General features: G+C 57.5%; 10 protein-coding genes. 3 read left to right on the forward strand and 7 right to left on the reverse strand.

Going from position 1 to position 14,702, the window contains the following annotated elements:
- Positions 1–368 precede the first annotated feature (368 nt).
- Positions 369–1,184: a DUF3014 domain-containing protein gene (locus ACRC0P_RS07870; protein WP_438629621.1), complete on the forward strand. Its 816-nt coding sequence runs from the start codon at positions 369–371 to the stop codon at positions 1,182–1,184.
- Positions 1,185–1,380: 196 nt separating this feature from the next.
- Entirely contained in the window at positions 1,381–2,220 is an 840-nt protein-coding gene (locus ACRC0P_RS07875; RefSeq protein WP_438629639.1) for a universal stress protein, read from the forward strand.
- Between the two features lie 213 nt (positions 2,221–2,433).
- On the opposite strand, the gene glk is transcribed toward ACRC0P_RS07875, so the two are convergent.
- The 3 genes from glk to ACRC0P_RS07890 all read right to left on the reverse strand — a co-directional run bounded on the left by glk (position 2,434) and on the right by ACRC0P_RS07890 (position 8,254).
- A complete protein-coding gene (gene glk / locus ACRC0P_RS07880; protein ID WP_438629623.1) occupies positions 2,434–3,396 on the reverse strand; it encodes a glucokinase in 963 nt (320 codons plus the stop codon).
- Between the two features lie 252 nt (positions 3,397–3,648).
- Complete coding sequence (locus tag ACRC0P_RS07885) at positions 3,649–5,226, reverse strand: sodium/sugar symporter (protein WP_438629625.1); 1,578 nt, start codon at positions 5,224–5,226, stop codon at positions 3,649–3,651.
- 169 nt (positions 5,227–5,395) lie between these two features.
- Complete coding sequence (locus tag ACRC0P_RS07890) at positions 5,396–8,254, reverse strand: glycosyl hydrolase (protein WP_438629627.1); 2,859 nt, start codon at positions 8,252–8,254, stop codon at positions 5,396–5,398.
- A 199-nt stretch (positions 8,255–8,453) separates the two neighbouring features.
- Here ACRC0P_RS07890 and ACRC0P_RS07895 point away from each other — a divergent pair, with 199 nt between their 5' ends.
- Positions 8,454–9,617: a helix-turn-helix domain-containing protein gene (locus ACRC0P_RS07895; RefSeq protein ID WP_438629629.1), complete on the forward strand. Its 1,164-nt coding sequence runs from the start codon at positions 8,454–8,456 to the stop codon at positions 9,615–9,617.
- A gap of 83 nt (positions 9,618–9,700) precedes the next feature.
- Here ACRC0P_RS07895 and ACRC0P_RS07900 read toward each other — a convergent pair whose 3' ends face one another.
- From ACRC0P_RS07900 to ACRC0P_RS07915, 4 genes are all read right to left on the reverse strand, one after another.
- Positions 9,701–10,075: a hypothetical protein gene (locus ACRC0P_RS07900; RefSeq protein ID WP_438629631.1), complete on the reverse strand. Its 375-nt coding sequence runs from the start codon at positions 10,073–10,075 to the stop codon at positions 9,701–9,703.
- Positions 10,076–10,725: 650 nt separating this feature from the next.
- Entirely contained in the window at positions 10,726–12,189 is a 1,464-nt protein-coding gene (locus ACRC0P_RS07905; protein ID WP_438629633.1) for a sensor histidine kinase, read from the reverse strand.
- Positions 12,189–12,851 carry a response regulator transcription factor gene (locus tag ACRC0P_RS07910; RefSeq protein WP_438629635.1) on the reverse strand — a complete coding sequence of 221 codons (663 nt, stop codon included), beginning with the start codon at positions 12,849–12,851 and terminating at the stop codon, positions 12,189–12,191. Before ACRC0P_RS07910 ends, ACRC0P_RS07905 begins: the two co-directional genes overlap by 1 nt.
- A gap of 214 nt (positions 12,852–13,065) precedes the next feature.
- Complete coding sequence (locus ACRC0P_RS07915) at positions 13,066–14,295, reverse strand: glycoside hydrolase family 5 protein (RefSeq protein ID WP_438629637.1); 1,230 nt, start codon at positions 14,293–14,295, stop codon at positions 13,066–13,068.
- Between the last annotated feature and the right edge of the window lie 407 nt (positions 14,296–14,702).

Below are 14,702 nucleotides of genomic sequence, written 5' to 3' on the forward strand. Positions count from 1 at the left end.
GATCAGCCTGTGCTATTGGCACTTTCGATCGCGGGCATGGCCCGCTCCTACAGGGGAGAGTTCGGCCAGCGCAGGTAGGCGCCTTTGCTGTCTGTCTTATCTTACAGATTTATTGCACCGCCATGATGCGGATGGCCGCCCCGCCGCTCCTACACAAAGATTATTCACGCTCTGTGCTTACTCCCAATAGCAGCAAGTCATAGCCGTTCCACCCGGCTTTCCCCCTGCAGGTCGCCGCCTCCTCCCCGGGGAGCGTAGATTGCAATCCGCTCGCGACTACGATAAACATGCCGGGATACCCGGGAACCAATTACTCGCCGGCAGTGTCCCCCATATATACATAAGGGCGCCGGAACAGGAGGCTGAAGATGGAAGAGAATCGCAAACACGGCTGGATAGTCGTCCTGATTGTCATCGTCGCGTTGGCGGCGGCCTATCTCTTCTACTCCAGAAAGGGAGAGGAACCTCCGGAAGCACCGCTGTTCGAGGTGCCCAAGAAGGAAGAGGCGGTCCCGGAACCCAAACCGGAGCTCGAGGAACCCGCCCCCGCGGAGCCGGCACCCGCCCCCGCCGAACCCGAACGGGAACTGCCGCCGCTGGACGAGAGCGACGGCCCGGTGCTCGGGGACCTGCTCAGCCTGGCCCCCGGCGATGCCCTGAGCCGGTGGCTGGTGTCCGACGAAGTGATCCGCAAGTGGGTGGCCGCGGTCAATACCGCCTCCCAGGGCCAGCTGATCCACAAGCACCGCCCCTTCAGGAGTATCAAGGGTCCGATTGTCGTCAGCGAGGAAGGCCCCACCGGGATGGTGCTGTCCGAGGAGAACTACCGGCGCTACGATGCGCCGGTGCGCCTGTTCGCGCAGGTAGACACGGACACCGCTGTCAAACTCTACAGATTCTGGTACCCCCGCCTGGCCCAGGCCTACGGCGAGCTGGGGATCAGGAACAAGACCTTCCACCAGGTGCTTCTGCAGGCCATCGACCGGGTGCTGGAAGCACCGCAGGTCGAGCAACCCATCCAACTGGTGCGCCCGTCGGTGTACTACAAGTTTGCCGACCCCAAGCTGGAGAAGCTGCCGGGACTGCACAAGCTGATGATCCGCATAGGACCGGACCATGCGGAACGGGTCAAGGAGAAGCTGCGGGAGCTCAAGTCCGAACTCCAGTCGCTGCCGATGGGTTGACCCGAATCCTCAACCCAGTCCCCCCCACAGCCCGCTCCCGCGGGCTTTGTTTTATATCCCCTGACAACAAAGAAACCGCCGCCTGTGGTAATCTTGGGCAGACCATCTGGTCTGCGCCGGTTGAGTGGTTGAGAGACAGGTGCGGAGCGGGGAAGATGAGAGAAAATAGAAATCCGTTCCCACGTGAGGAGGAATGATGCAAGCAGAAAAAGTCATATTCGTGGTCGTGGACCCCAACGATGAAGAGCATGTAGCGCTGAGGCGCGCGCTGATCACCGCAAAAATCCGCACCCCCCAGCCCAAGCTGGCCGTATTCGTAGCCGTCGACGGCGAGGCCGTGGACACCCGGGCGGTCAACGATCACCTGTTCCGGGACGAGTCCTGGTTTCGCGAACAGATCCGCCAGCCGGTGGAAGAGGCGGGCCTGGAATGCGAAATCATGGTGTGCTGGTCCAACGACTGGCAGGCTGCCATCATCCAGGAATCCAAGCGTTACAACGCCGAAATGGTCTACCTGCCGGTACATGCCAAGACCAGCCGCCGCTTCACCTTTGCCGAGTCCAAGTGGCACGTACTGAAGAAATCCGAGCGCCCGGTGGTACTCATACGCCCCGGCGCCAATGACCGCCGCAAGGTGGTACTGGCCACAGTGAACTACCAGGCCCAGACCACCCAGCAGCGCCAGCTCAACCGCCAGATCACCGAACGCGCCAACTATATCGCCGAGTGTTACGACGCCGAGCTGCATCTGGTGAACGCCTACCTGGACTCCATGCTCTACCCGGACCGCGGCGCGCTGGCCAAACTGGCGGACAAGACCGGCGTGCCCACCGGCCGCATCCACGTCAAACGGGGCTATACCAACGAAGTCGTGGCCGAAGTGGCGAAGGAAATCGACGCGGACCTGGTGGTGATGGGCACCCTCAACCAGTACGGCGAAACCGGCTCGCTGCTGCGGGGCAATACCGCGGAGCGGGTGATCGGGTCGCTGGAAGTGGATGTGATGGTTTGTAACGAGTTTACGACCACCAAATAAGCGCCGAAATTGTGGCCCGGATTCAACGCAACGAGATCCAGCCCTCAAAGCCTCCACAATGAACATTGCGGGGGCTTTTTTATCGCTTGGCAGCAGTCCCACAGAATAGGCCCACTTCGCCACCCCGGCGTAGGCCGGGGTCCAGAGAAATCGAGGGCTTCTGGATTCCGGCTTTCTCCGGAATGACGTTAATCAGAGGTTCTCTTATTCCTGTCAGTCTTCCAGATGCGCCGCGGCGCCGATCAGGGCCTGGTAACCAGCGTTGAGGGCGTAGAGGGGCACCGTCTCCATCCAGCTCTCCACCCGCCCCTTATTGAGGAAGCGCTGTTCGAACTGGCTCTCCGGCAGCAGCTCGGCGATGCGCGGCAGTATGCCACCGCCGATGAAAACACCGCCGCGCGCGCCCAGATACAGGGCTACGTCGCCGGCGGCGCTGCCGAGGAAGTTGAGGAAATCGAGCAGGGTCTCCCGGCACAGGGGGTCGGAGCCGTCCAGGCCGCGGGTGCCGATATCCGGGGGAGCGTAGTCCTCCGCGCTGCGGCCATTCAGCTCGCAAACCGCGCGATACAGGTTGACCAGGCCGTTGCCGGAAAGCACCCATTCGTTGAACACCGGCTGGCGGGTCTTGAGCAGGACTTGCAGCAACTGCAGGTCCCGCTCCGTGGTCGCGGCCAGGTTGGCGTGGCCGCCCTCGCCGGCCAGCACCTGATAGTGGCCGTTCTCCACCGCCAGCCCGGCGACGCCCAGGCCGGTGCCGGGGCCGAGTACCGCCATGGCCGTATTCGGCAGCCGGGGCACGTCGCGCAACACTTGAAAGTCATCCCCGCCCAGCAGCGGCAGCGAACGCGCCAGCGCCGCGAAGTCGTTGATCAGTTCCAGGTGATCGAGGTTGAATTCGTCGCGCAGCGCCTCGGCACAGATGTTCCAGCCCAGGTTGGTCATATTCACCCGGCCGCCGGCTTCGGTCTTGTCCACCGGCCCGGCCACGGCGATACAGGCCCGCTGCGGGCGCGGCTGGTCCAGCCCTTCCATCCAGTGGTGCAGCGCGGCGTCGAAAGCGCCGAATTGCTTGCAGTCCACTACTTTCAGCGACTCCAGCTGATAGCCCTCCGCCGTTTGCCGGGCTACGGCAAAGCGGGCGTTGGTGCCGCCGATATCCGCTACGATACTCGTCATCTTTATTCCTTATTTATAATAAGCACCCCAAAAAGTGGCGGTATAAGTTACGGTTTCGGCTAAAAAAAAGCCAGCCCCTGTCGGGCCTGCTTCTCTCCACCCTTGTAAAGGGGGAGGTATTTGCCGCAATAGGTTCCCTTCTCAGCATACAAAGGGTCCGGCTCGTCCGATCGCGGCCAGCGGCCGCTCCTACCATAAAAAAGGCCGGCACGGGGCCGGCTGAAGGACGAGAGAAGAAGAGGAAAGTACCGGCTACCACCAGGTCGCATAGAGCGCGACCAGCACCAGGGTGACGCCCAGCGCTGCCAGGTTGAAACCCTGAGTGGTGGAGAAGTTGATCTCGCCCAGGGCCACCGCCCCGTCTGCCGTCACCGTAACCGCCCGGCCGCGCCCCTCCCACAGGGAGACACCGACGGCCAGCAGCCCACAGGCCAAGAACACCAGGCCCACCCGGTCGATAAACGGCAACTCGGGCCACCACAGGTAGCAGGCCAGCGATAGCACCGCCGAGGCGATAGCCGCGGTCAGCGCGCCGTTGGCGGTGGCCCTGGGCCAGAAGACCCCGAGCACGAACAGCACCACGATGCCGGGGGTGAAGAAGCCGGTGAATTCCTGGATGTACTGGAAAGCCTGCTCGAACTGGCCGAGCAGCGGCTGGGCGCAGAGCATCGCCAGTACCAGGGAGAGGGCGCTGGCCAGCCGGCCCACGCGCACATAGTGCTGCTCACTCTGCTGCGGCCGGTAGCGGGAATAGAGATCCATGGTAAAGATAGTGGCGATACTGTTGGTCATAGAGGCCAGGGAGGACACGATGGCCGCCACCAGGGCCGCGAACACCAGCCCCTTGAAGCCCACCGGCATCAGGTTCATCAACGCCGGGTAAGCCTGGTCCGGGCGCTCCAGGTCCGGCAGCAGCACCGCCGCGGCGATGCCCGGCAGCACGACAATAATGGGCATCAGCAGCTTCAGGTACGCGGCGAAGGCGATGCCCTTCTGGCCCTCCTTGATGTCTTTCGCCGCCAGCGCCCGCTGCACGATGTACTGATTGAAGCCCCAGTAGGAGAAATTCATTACCCAGAGGCCCCCGACCAATACCGAGAGTCCCGGCAGGCTGGCGTAGTGGGGGTTGTCTTTGGAGAGGATCATGTCGAACTTTTCCGGCGCCTGCTGCACCAGGGTGGCAAAGCCGGCGAGCGGGCCCGAGCCGTCTCCGATCAGGTCCAGGGCCAGGTAGGACAGCATCAGGCCGCCGAATACCAGCAGCACCACCTGGATGATGTCCGTCAGCGCGACCGCCTTGAGACCACCGTAGAGGGAATAGGCCGCGGAGAAGAGCCCCAAAAACAGCAGCCCGAACAGCAGCTCCACCCCGGCGATGGCATTGATTGCCAGGGCCCCCAGCCACAGCACCGCAGTCAGGTTCACGAAGGTATAAACACCCAGCCAGAAGATCGCCAGAACCACCTTCACCCGGTGGTCGTAACGCTGCTCCAGGAACTGGGGCATGGTGTAGATCTGCTTGCGCACGAATACCGGAAGGAAGTACTTACCCACCAGGATAAGCGTGATCGCCGCCATCCACTCGTAGGAGGCGATGGCCAGCCCGATGGCGTAGCCGGAACCGGACATGCCGATGATCTGTTCCGCGGAGATATTGGCGGCGATCAGCGAAGCGCCCACGGCCCACCAGGGCAGACCCTTGCCGGCGAGGAAATAATCCTGGGTATTTTTTTGGTGCCCGGATTTCTCGCGGGAGACCAGGTAGCCGATGGTGACCAGGGTGGCCACATAGGCGATGAAAATCAGTAGGTCGACGGTTGCCAGTTGCATTTCTCTCACCGGGTTTATTGTTTTACTCGGGCCCATTGATGGGCACGCTGCGCTTTGCCCATCCTACAAAAATTGCACTCACCCTGTAGGAGCCTGCTTGCAGGCGAAGGGTTCGGAGCGCTGGATCATTCGCCTGCAAGCAGGCTCCTACAGGGTAACGATCAACCCTTTAGATTTTCACGATGCGGAACCAGTTGATATTCCAGCCGCCCTGCGCCGCAAAAATGCCCAATTGGTAGCTTCCCGCCGGCAACTGGACTGTGTGCTGAACCGTGGTCCAGTTCTGCCAACCGCCGGTCACCGGAATATCCACTTCTCCCAGCACTGTCTGCCCCGCATTCATATCCAGGGACAGGCGGCCGCCGCTGGCTTCACTGGCCACACGGTATTCCACCCGATAGTCGCCCGCCTCCGGAATCTCCACATTCGCGTAGGCCATCCAATCGCCGGCGTCTATCCAGCCCACATTCAGACCACCGCCGTCATCGGAAGTTGCCTCGGTCTGAACTCCGGCCATCGCGGTGTAGTCCTCGGCCTCGATCTGCAGCTCGAAAGCCGGCGGCGGTGGCTGGCCTCCGCCGTTGACCGACATCTGCCCGGCGGGCACGCTGAAGCTGGCACCGTCGGAAAAGGTTACGGTGCGCGCACTGCCGCCGAAGTTGTAGGCCAGATAGGTTTTCCGGCCGTTGTTGTCGAAGGCCAGCGCCGCCGGGTAGTCCGCACTCAAGCTGCCATCGCCGCTGGCCAGGTGCCCCAGTTGCTTGTAGGTGTGCACCCAGTGATAGGTGTGCGCCTTGGTCTCGCCCGCCTCCGGCGTGTAGTTGAAATTCATCGTATTGAAATCATCGACCGCCGCCTGGCCGTCGGTCATGGCCCAGATGTTCCACCACACATCGCGCCACTGGTCCTCCGGCAGGCCCGAGGGCTTGCCATTGGGGGACTCCGTCATGCCCAGGGTCACATAGTCCCGCAGGTAGTCCGGATGCTGGCCGATGTGCAGCACCAGCGGCGACAGCGGCAACCCCTGGATACCGAGAATATGCGCGTAGGCGCCGCTGAACCAGGTGGAGAACACATGCCCCTGGCCCCAGATGATGGAGGTGGTGAGCTTGTCGTAATCCGGGAAGAAGTTGTCGTAGTCACCGCCCAGGCCGCGGTAGCGGTCCAGGTTGTTCCAGTACTCCCAATAGGCGGCGGAGGAAGAGGCGTGCAGGTAGATGCCGCGGTCCACCAACGCGTCGTTACCGGTAATCAGCCCGTACAGGACGATCGCGCCGTAGGCATTGGCCGCCTCGGAGGTGGACTCGTTGTTGTTGCCAAGGGTGAAATTGGCGTGGCCGGAGGCCCAGGAAAAGCCGTTCGCCGGATCGAAATTGCGCAGGTAGGGGAACATGGCATCATCACGCCCGGCGGCGTAGTCGCGAATGAGCAGCTCCACCATCGACCCCCAGGCACCCGGTGCACACCAACCCGGGTCCACGCGGCAGATTTCCGCCGCCGCGCGCACGAAGTAGCCGTAGTGGAAATGGTGGTCATTCAACTGCTGGTGCGCGCCGAAGGACTCGTCCATGCCCAGCAGCGTGTTCCAGTTGCCGTCGTAGGCAAAGTACTTGTTGATATCCAGCCCGCCGCTGGTGTTCGCGCGGAACCAGTCCTCCAATTCGGCCTTGAGCCAGTTGATCAACTGGTCCGCCTGCGCAGTCATGCCGTTGCTGCGCGCGATGGCCGCCAGCTCCGCCACCTTGCCGTAATTCTTGCCGGCCCAGTAGGTGTCCGTGGCCGTATTCCAGTTTGCCTGCCCCCGGTTGATAAACTCCATCACCAGCGCCTGCAGCTGGTTCGTGTCGTAATCGCCGATACCCTCGGGGAAATAGGGCAGCACGCCCACGAACGGCAACTGATAGCTGAACTGGCTGGTCGCGGCAAAGCGCAGCATGCCGCGCGCACTGCGCGCCTTGTAGGCCGAAAGCGGCTGGCTGGAATTCTTCCAGTGCAACGGCGCCAGCCCGGCCAGGGTGGTGACCGGCGCACCCCGGTAGCGGTACTGATGGGAAACGGTTACCGAGTTGTTGCCGCGATTGACGGCGTAATCAATAAACAACTCATCCACCGGCTGCGCGCCGTACTGGGCGAAAGTCTGGATCATGCCACTGTCCGGCGTGCCGCTGGCGGGCAGCCAGGCGATGGTCAGGCGGCCGCTATTGGCCACGGTGATCTCGGAACCGCCGGGATTGTTGAACTGCACACCGCCCTCGCCGATGGCCAGGAAGTGGTTGCGCACCCCCGCCACATCGGTCCACAGGCCCAGCGTGTTTCCGCCCTGGTGGAACAAGCCCTTCTCGGCCCCGTCCGCCGCCTTGGTGCGCAGCACCAGGTTGCCGGCCAGCGCGGTGAAGTACACAAAGGGCGAACCGTGCACAAAGGTGGCCTCCATCACCGGCGTGGTGCCACTGCGCCACTGCAGGGTCACCGAGCCGTCACTGTAGTCCTTGAGGAAAGCCTGCATATTGCCGTAAGCGGAGTTGCCCACGGCGATACCGTCGAACACCTCGCTGAAGGGATCCGGCACCGGGTAGATGGTCTGGTTGTCCTGGGTCTGCAGCCCCGCGGGGATGGACAGGATGCGCGCCCCGCGCTCACTGATGCGCGCGCTGATCGGGTCCGGGGTGATATAGGCCGCATCCTGGGAATTGCCGGTCTGCATGGCACCGAGGAAGGGAATGGAACCCCACCAGCGGTGGGTCATGGTGGGCTTGTTACTGGCCGGCGCCACCAGCTGTGGATAGCGGGGTGTGGGCGCGCCTATGGGGCTGCAGGAACTGACGCCCGGCTCCACCACTCCCGCGTTGTGAATCCAGGTGCCGTGATCCACCACGCACTTGTAACCCGCCGGGTTGACGGTGTCGCTGATATTGCCGGCACCGGCCGGAATAATATCCGCCTGTGTCGGGGAGACCGAGGTCAGGGCTGCGCCCAGCAGCAGCCGGGACAGCATTTTGAGGGAACGCATCTTAGGGTATTGAGTCATCGCTTTATCCGCCGTGTCATCGTTATTTTTTGTTTGCGACTTCAAGCTTCCGCAGCCGCACATCTTCGGGGACGCCGCCAACCCCGTCGCCCCACCTTTGTCCCGAGCGCAAACTGGAGTGTCCCGGTTTGCGCGGCGCAAAGCGGGACCCGGGGCTGGTATACTCCCGCGCATAATTTCAATAACGAGGCAGTCGGTGATGAAAGCCTATATCTTCAATATCCACGATGTGGTGCTGCTGATGACGGCGGCCGAATGCCTGCTGCTGGCGGTGTTCCAACTGGTACTGCCGGCCCGCGAGCGCAACCAGGGCCTGCTGCTCACCGCCTTCCTGCTGATCGTAGCCACCGCCTCCGCCTGCACCCTGCTGCTGTGGAACGACCAGATCCCCGCCCTCCCGCTAACCGGCCAACTGCTGCCCTACTTCCTGTTCGCCGCTCTCATGCTCAAAGGCCCGGCCATCTTTCTGTACGTGACCGCCCTCACCCAGCGCGGCCTGCGCCTGCGACGGCGGCACGCCCTGCACCTGATCCCCGCGCTGGCACTGCTGATAGGCGTCTTCTTTTTCGACCTCACCAGTAACAAGCTGCGTTACATCGCCATCTCCGGCCAGGAGGTCCCCGAACAGCTGGTGGATCTAATCTGGGACCTGGCCACCCTGATCCCCCTCATCTACGCGGCGGCCGGGGTATTGCTGGTGCGCCGCTACAAGGCGGAGCTCAAGGACGAATACTCCCACTTCTCCACCACCGAACTCAGCTGGCTGAACATCCTCACCCTGGGCGTACTGGCGAGCTGGGGCTGGACCTTGATCGTGCACGTGGCCGCCAAATACACCTCGGTGGAAACCGCCGACCACCTGGGCATCGCCGACAACTACGTCACCTTCATCCTGATCAACGCCTTCTTCGCCTACAGCCTGGCCTACGCCCACCAACTCCTGGCCACCCGCCCGCAGCAGAGCCGCGAACCCGAAAACAGCGAAGCCCCCTCCGCCGAGGCCATAGCCCTGGTCCAGCGGGCGGTGGAAGTGGACAAGCTGTACCTGAAGAAAAACCTCAACCTGGAGCAATTCTCAGAACGCGTCGGCCTGCCCGCCAAGGAAGTCTCCGCAGTGATCAACAAACACTTCGGCACCAACTTCTTCGAGTTTATCAACTCCTACCGGGTGGAAGAAGCCAAGGTCCTGCTGGCGGACGAGAGCAAGGCGGAGATGACAGTCCTGGACGTACTGCTGGAATCCGGCTTCAACAGTAAATCGGCATTCCACCGCTTCTTCAGCCGGCTGGTGGGAATATCGCCCAGCCAATACCGCAAGCGAGCGCTGGAAGGGGAAGGAGAAGGGGAAGCAACCTCTTTATAGCCCCCCCTGGGACCGCGGAGCTCCAGCTCCGCACGGCGGCCTATGGCCGCCCTGCCCATCCAAAGGCGGAACTCACAAACTTGTTAAATGCCAAACCACTCCTTTGCCTCTTCTACAGAAGGTAGTATTTCGAACTCCCACGGCGTATTAAGAGACCGGTTTCTTTCTATGTATGTGCTAACCTTTTCGATACTGAGTGGATTAGTAGTTACCATAGCTACTTTTAGGTTTGGATTTGTCTTTGTTGCCCCTAAATCAGTGGCAATTACCAGAAATAAATCCGGAACCGACACAGCACTTAAATCACATTCACTAATATTTAAAATCAAATAATTACAATGATAAAAACGATCATCACTATTTAATTCAAAATGGGCATCCTGAATATCTTTGTTTGTCACGTTACCAAAGTAATCGACACATACTAATTTTTTTTCCCAGGTTATTTTGTAGTTCATAGCTGATTCCCATGCAATTCCATAGTGCTTCACGTTTCCAGCGTAGGCTGTCCCGCGGAGGAGCGCAGCGCCGGAGCGCACTGCCTGGCCGGGTTGTGGAAGCCGCCGTGCTGAACTTGCTAATGGCATTTTGCCCGTAGCCCAGCAGTCAAAATCTAAACTCTAGGACACCCACCACAGAAACTCTAGGACACCCACGAACAAACTCCAGGACATCCACCAAAAAAGAGTTTTTCGCGCCACGGATGCTGATATTGCATCGTATCGTCATTTGCCCAGAAAAACTGGTCATACATCCAGATATATGGGCCAAAAGAAAATAACTGCGCCACGCAAAGCTTTTATCTGCCCAGGCACCACACTCTACTACCCAGTGTCTCCCGCTGGGTGCGCCGTGCCTTCCTGTTTGGGGCGGGATGAGTGTACGGGACAGAGCCTCGATAACCGCCACCAGTGGATTGAGGGCCGGTTGCTGGCACTGGACTGAGTGTTCGCCATGGATTCCTGTGGATATGCGTTATTCTTTTAAATCACAAAACTACTTAACCGACTTCAGAAAAGCCGTGCTTTCAATGTCGCCCCTTTCATTTTTAAAGCTCCGCTTTTCATCCAACCCATCGACATCTCCAGCCTTACACCACGGATTAAAATTAAGGTGTCGGATAATGACCGCTTACGTCGCTTTCGCTAGACATACTGAGTGTAAAGTAAAATTCCACGCCTTCGCCGGTATTTCTGGCGCCAAACCGGCTGTCATGCTGTTTAAGTATGCTGGCAATAATAGCCAAACCAAGTCCCGCGCTACCAAATTTTTTAACATCTGGGTTAGGTGTTCTGACAAACGGCTTCCATATTTCTTCCTCCATATCCATATTTATCCTTGATCCACTATTAAAAATATTGAATCGGAATTCGTTGTTGTCCTCCGTGGCGGTAATTGCAATTTTTCCGCCCACACCGACATGCTCAATGGCATTGGAAAGAAAATTTACGATAACTCTTTCAATCTTTTTCCTATCCGCTCTTACCCAATAGGGTCCCGCCGGGACGACGATCCGGATGTGTTTTGAATCGATATCCAGGCAATATTTGGCAACGGTAACTTCGAGCAGCACCGCAACATCAAAGCTGCTTATATCGAGCTTATAAAATCCATGTTCCGCCTCAGAAAGAGTAAGCAACTCCTCCAGCAACACTGCCATTTGATTCGATTCCTCCAGTATAATCCTGGCGAATGACTCCCGGGTGTTTTCGTCGGCGATGTTGTCCAGCAAGCCCTGGGCGTACCCGCCTATCAGCGCGATCGGCGTTTTCAGCTCATGGCTGGCGTTGCCAATAAACTCCTTGCGAAATGCATCGAGGCGCTCCCTATGGGAAATCTCCTTCTCCAGGCGCCTGTTAGTCGCATCCAGCTCGATCAGTGTTTGTTGCAGCTTGTCGGAAAGCTGGTTTATGCCATAGCCGAGTTGCGCCAGCTCATCTCTGGTGTGGATATCGATATTGCCGGAGAAATCAAGCTTGGCCATCCTCCTGGTTTTGCCGGTTATCTGGCTGATTGGATGGGTAATTCTAAACGACACTGCAGAAATAATAACAGACGATATCGCCAGCACCACGATGGCGATATAGCCGACAAAACGCTTTACCGTATCCAAGGTTTGTTCAATATCGACCAGGGTATAACCGGCAAAAAATATTCGCTGATCATCCACTGAGAAAATTTTGACAAGAAGATAATTGTTGATCAAAGGTTGCCGGGCGAAGTAAGACTGATCGGCTCCATCCAGCGTCTGCTTAATTTTGTCCAGTGGAAACCAGATCTTATTGAATTGTATGCGGTGCTTTACCAGGTTCTCCCGAATTTCCGCATTGAACGCCGCTTCGTCTTTGACCTGTTTTACTTCAAAGACAATAGCATCGCGGGGAAACTTGGTGGGGTTTTGCAACCCATTCAGGTTATTTTTCAGATCCGTCACCAGTTGATCGAGATCGGATTTCCTGTCAAAGACATAGTAATCCTGGAGAAATAGCTCACTGACAAGCACCAGTGAAGCAAATGCCAGCAGCAGAAGCAGGTTGATTATTAATATTAGCTTGACGGAAATTGACTTCATCAATCTGACTCAAATCGATAGCCGACGGCCCTCAAGGTCTTGATGTATCGGTTGTCCAGTTTTTTGCGCAAGCGCTTTATGGTGGTATCGACGACCCTGTCATTCACAAAACAGTTTAACCCCCAAACGTGGTCCAGGATCTGATCCCTGTGAAGTGCAATACCGGCGTTACCGGCGAAATAAAGCAGCAATTTATATTCTCGCGGGGACAGATCGATTTCCCGGTTTTTGTAGCAGACCTTATGCATGGTGGAATTGATAGACAAGTCCGGGAAGAGCAGGCTACCACTTTCTTCGCGCTCAACTCGCTTGAGCGCGACTTTTACTCGCGCCACCAATATATTGGGATTGAAGGGCTTTGTGATATATTCATCCGCCCCCAGTTCAAAACCGAAGAGTTCGTCATCTTCGGTTTTGCGGGCGGTCAGCATAACGATAGGCAGGGTGGGGTGTGTTTTTCGAATCGCACGGCAAACAGACCAGCCATCTTTGTCGGGAAGCATAATATCCAGTATCACGAGATCCAACTCATCTTCGTAAAACCGCTCAATAGCCTCGGACGCGTTGCCGGCCTCGACTACCTGCCAACCGGCGTTCTTCAGGTACAGTGCGACCAGATTACGCATTCTCTGATCATCTTCGACAATAAGGATTTTTTCCATGCCTGTATTTAAGAGTAGCTTTATTAATTGGGAGCAGCCTCTGACTTTCAGGCGAGGTGCAATCAAGGCACAACTTTGAAGGCATGCTGGTGGCCTGTCAAGAAGTTGCAAGCGTTCCGCTGTGCAAAGCCGCCTTGCGCTAGTACCTGTCAGGTTGCGCAGAGGCCATTCCCGATTAATAAGGTTACCTTAATAGAGTTGCACGAGTTCTTGGTCAGCGGTTCTTATTGTTCAGCCGGGATTTAAAGACATTCCAAAGCGGGTTGTCGCGGCGCTGGATAAGCTCTTCATGTGTCTTACCCTGTTCGCGTTTCTGCCAATATTTCCAGCCCAGTTTTTCCATGCCCAATTCATAATCCAGGCCATCCCAGTCGGTTGAGCGGAAAGAATAGAACGCCCAATGCCAGTTCTGGCTGTCGATATATTCCAGGGTATCCGACAGAAATGCAATGACACCGCCCACTCGCCGGTCAGCTCCCAATTCCTCAGCGATAATACGATTCGCTGGAATACGATGGCGCCGGGCCCATTCTGCTACAGGCTGTATTCCCTGGTGGATGGTGGCCCTGGTCCACCTTTCGGTTTCATCTGAATTTATATCATCCCTAACCGGCATGGCATCGGGGTAGCTGAACCTGCCCTTGTTAATACGATAAGTAGCGTATACCCAGGGGCTGTAGGAATGAAATGCATAGAGAACCGCCGGATCGTCCACCGGGTCCAGAAACGTCAAACCTTCCACCGATGAATGCATCCATCCATCCAGAATGATAGGGGTGGTGGGATCAACCTTGCGGATGGTGTCGACCACACGCCGATTGAAACGGTTGAGGTCGAGGGTTGTTCCTTTGTTTTCCTGCACCCATTGGGCAAAGGCCTGTGGCTGAATCTTGTTGTCGAGTAAGCCGAACTGCCTGCTTGGGTGAGGCTCATTGATGGGGTTGTAACCCACCACCGCCGGATGATTTTGTAGTGCGTTCGCCAGTTCGCTCCAGAACGCCAGCGCCTGTTGCTGGAACTTCTCTTCGTTCCACAAACGGTAATCAAACTTGTAGTCGTTGTCCTGCCTGTTTCGCGCACCGGGAAGACTGAACATGGTGAACAACACTTTTACCCGATGGCGTTGCGCCGCGTTTAGAATGGATAGCAGATAATCCAGGTCCTCTTCCGGAATACCCTGGAAGTTGTCGGCGGTTTCGAGCAGAAAATCCCGGTCCGCGCTCGACCAGTGTTGCGGAATCAGACGGATATATTCGAGATTTGCCTCCGCAGCCGCTTTAAACCAAGCATCCGGCGTGGTTCCAGAATCTTTATTTGCTCCTCCATCGCCGTTGGCGCCTTTTCGTTGTACATTCCAAAAGGCCAGCTTACTATTGACCGGTTCTTCGGCCAGTAAAAATGTGGTGGGTGTCATTAGCATAATTATCAGTATCACGATTTTCATGGTGTCTCCAACGATGTTGTTGTCGCAATAAATTGATAAGGATAACCCCATATCGTGTCAGGACTGGTCTGGCATTGTGTCAGTTCGGTGTCATCATTCATAACGAACTCTAACTCTAGCGAACTATAGGAACTCTAGAAAAACTCTAGGACACCCACCAAACAAGGAGTTTTTCGCGCCACCACTATTGCGTCGTATCGTCATTTGCGCAGAAAAACTGGTTATACATCCAGCCATATGAGCCAGAAGAAAATAACTGCGCCACGTAAACCCTAGTGTTGCATAAAAACCGGGCGTTATGGAACGCTAAGCTGCCTCATCCAGCGCGTTAAGAATTTGCAATAACTCAGTTTTCACAGATTTGTTCGCGCTCATGGACAGTGTCAACTTGCCTTGTGGGCGAATTA

Origin of the sequence: Microbulbifer sp., assembly GCF_051659245.1 — a bacterium.
In the GTDB taxonomy this organism is placed as follows: Bacteria; Pseudomonadota; Gammaproteobacteria; order Pseudomonadales; family Cellvibrionaceae; genus Microbulbifer.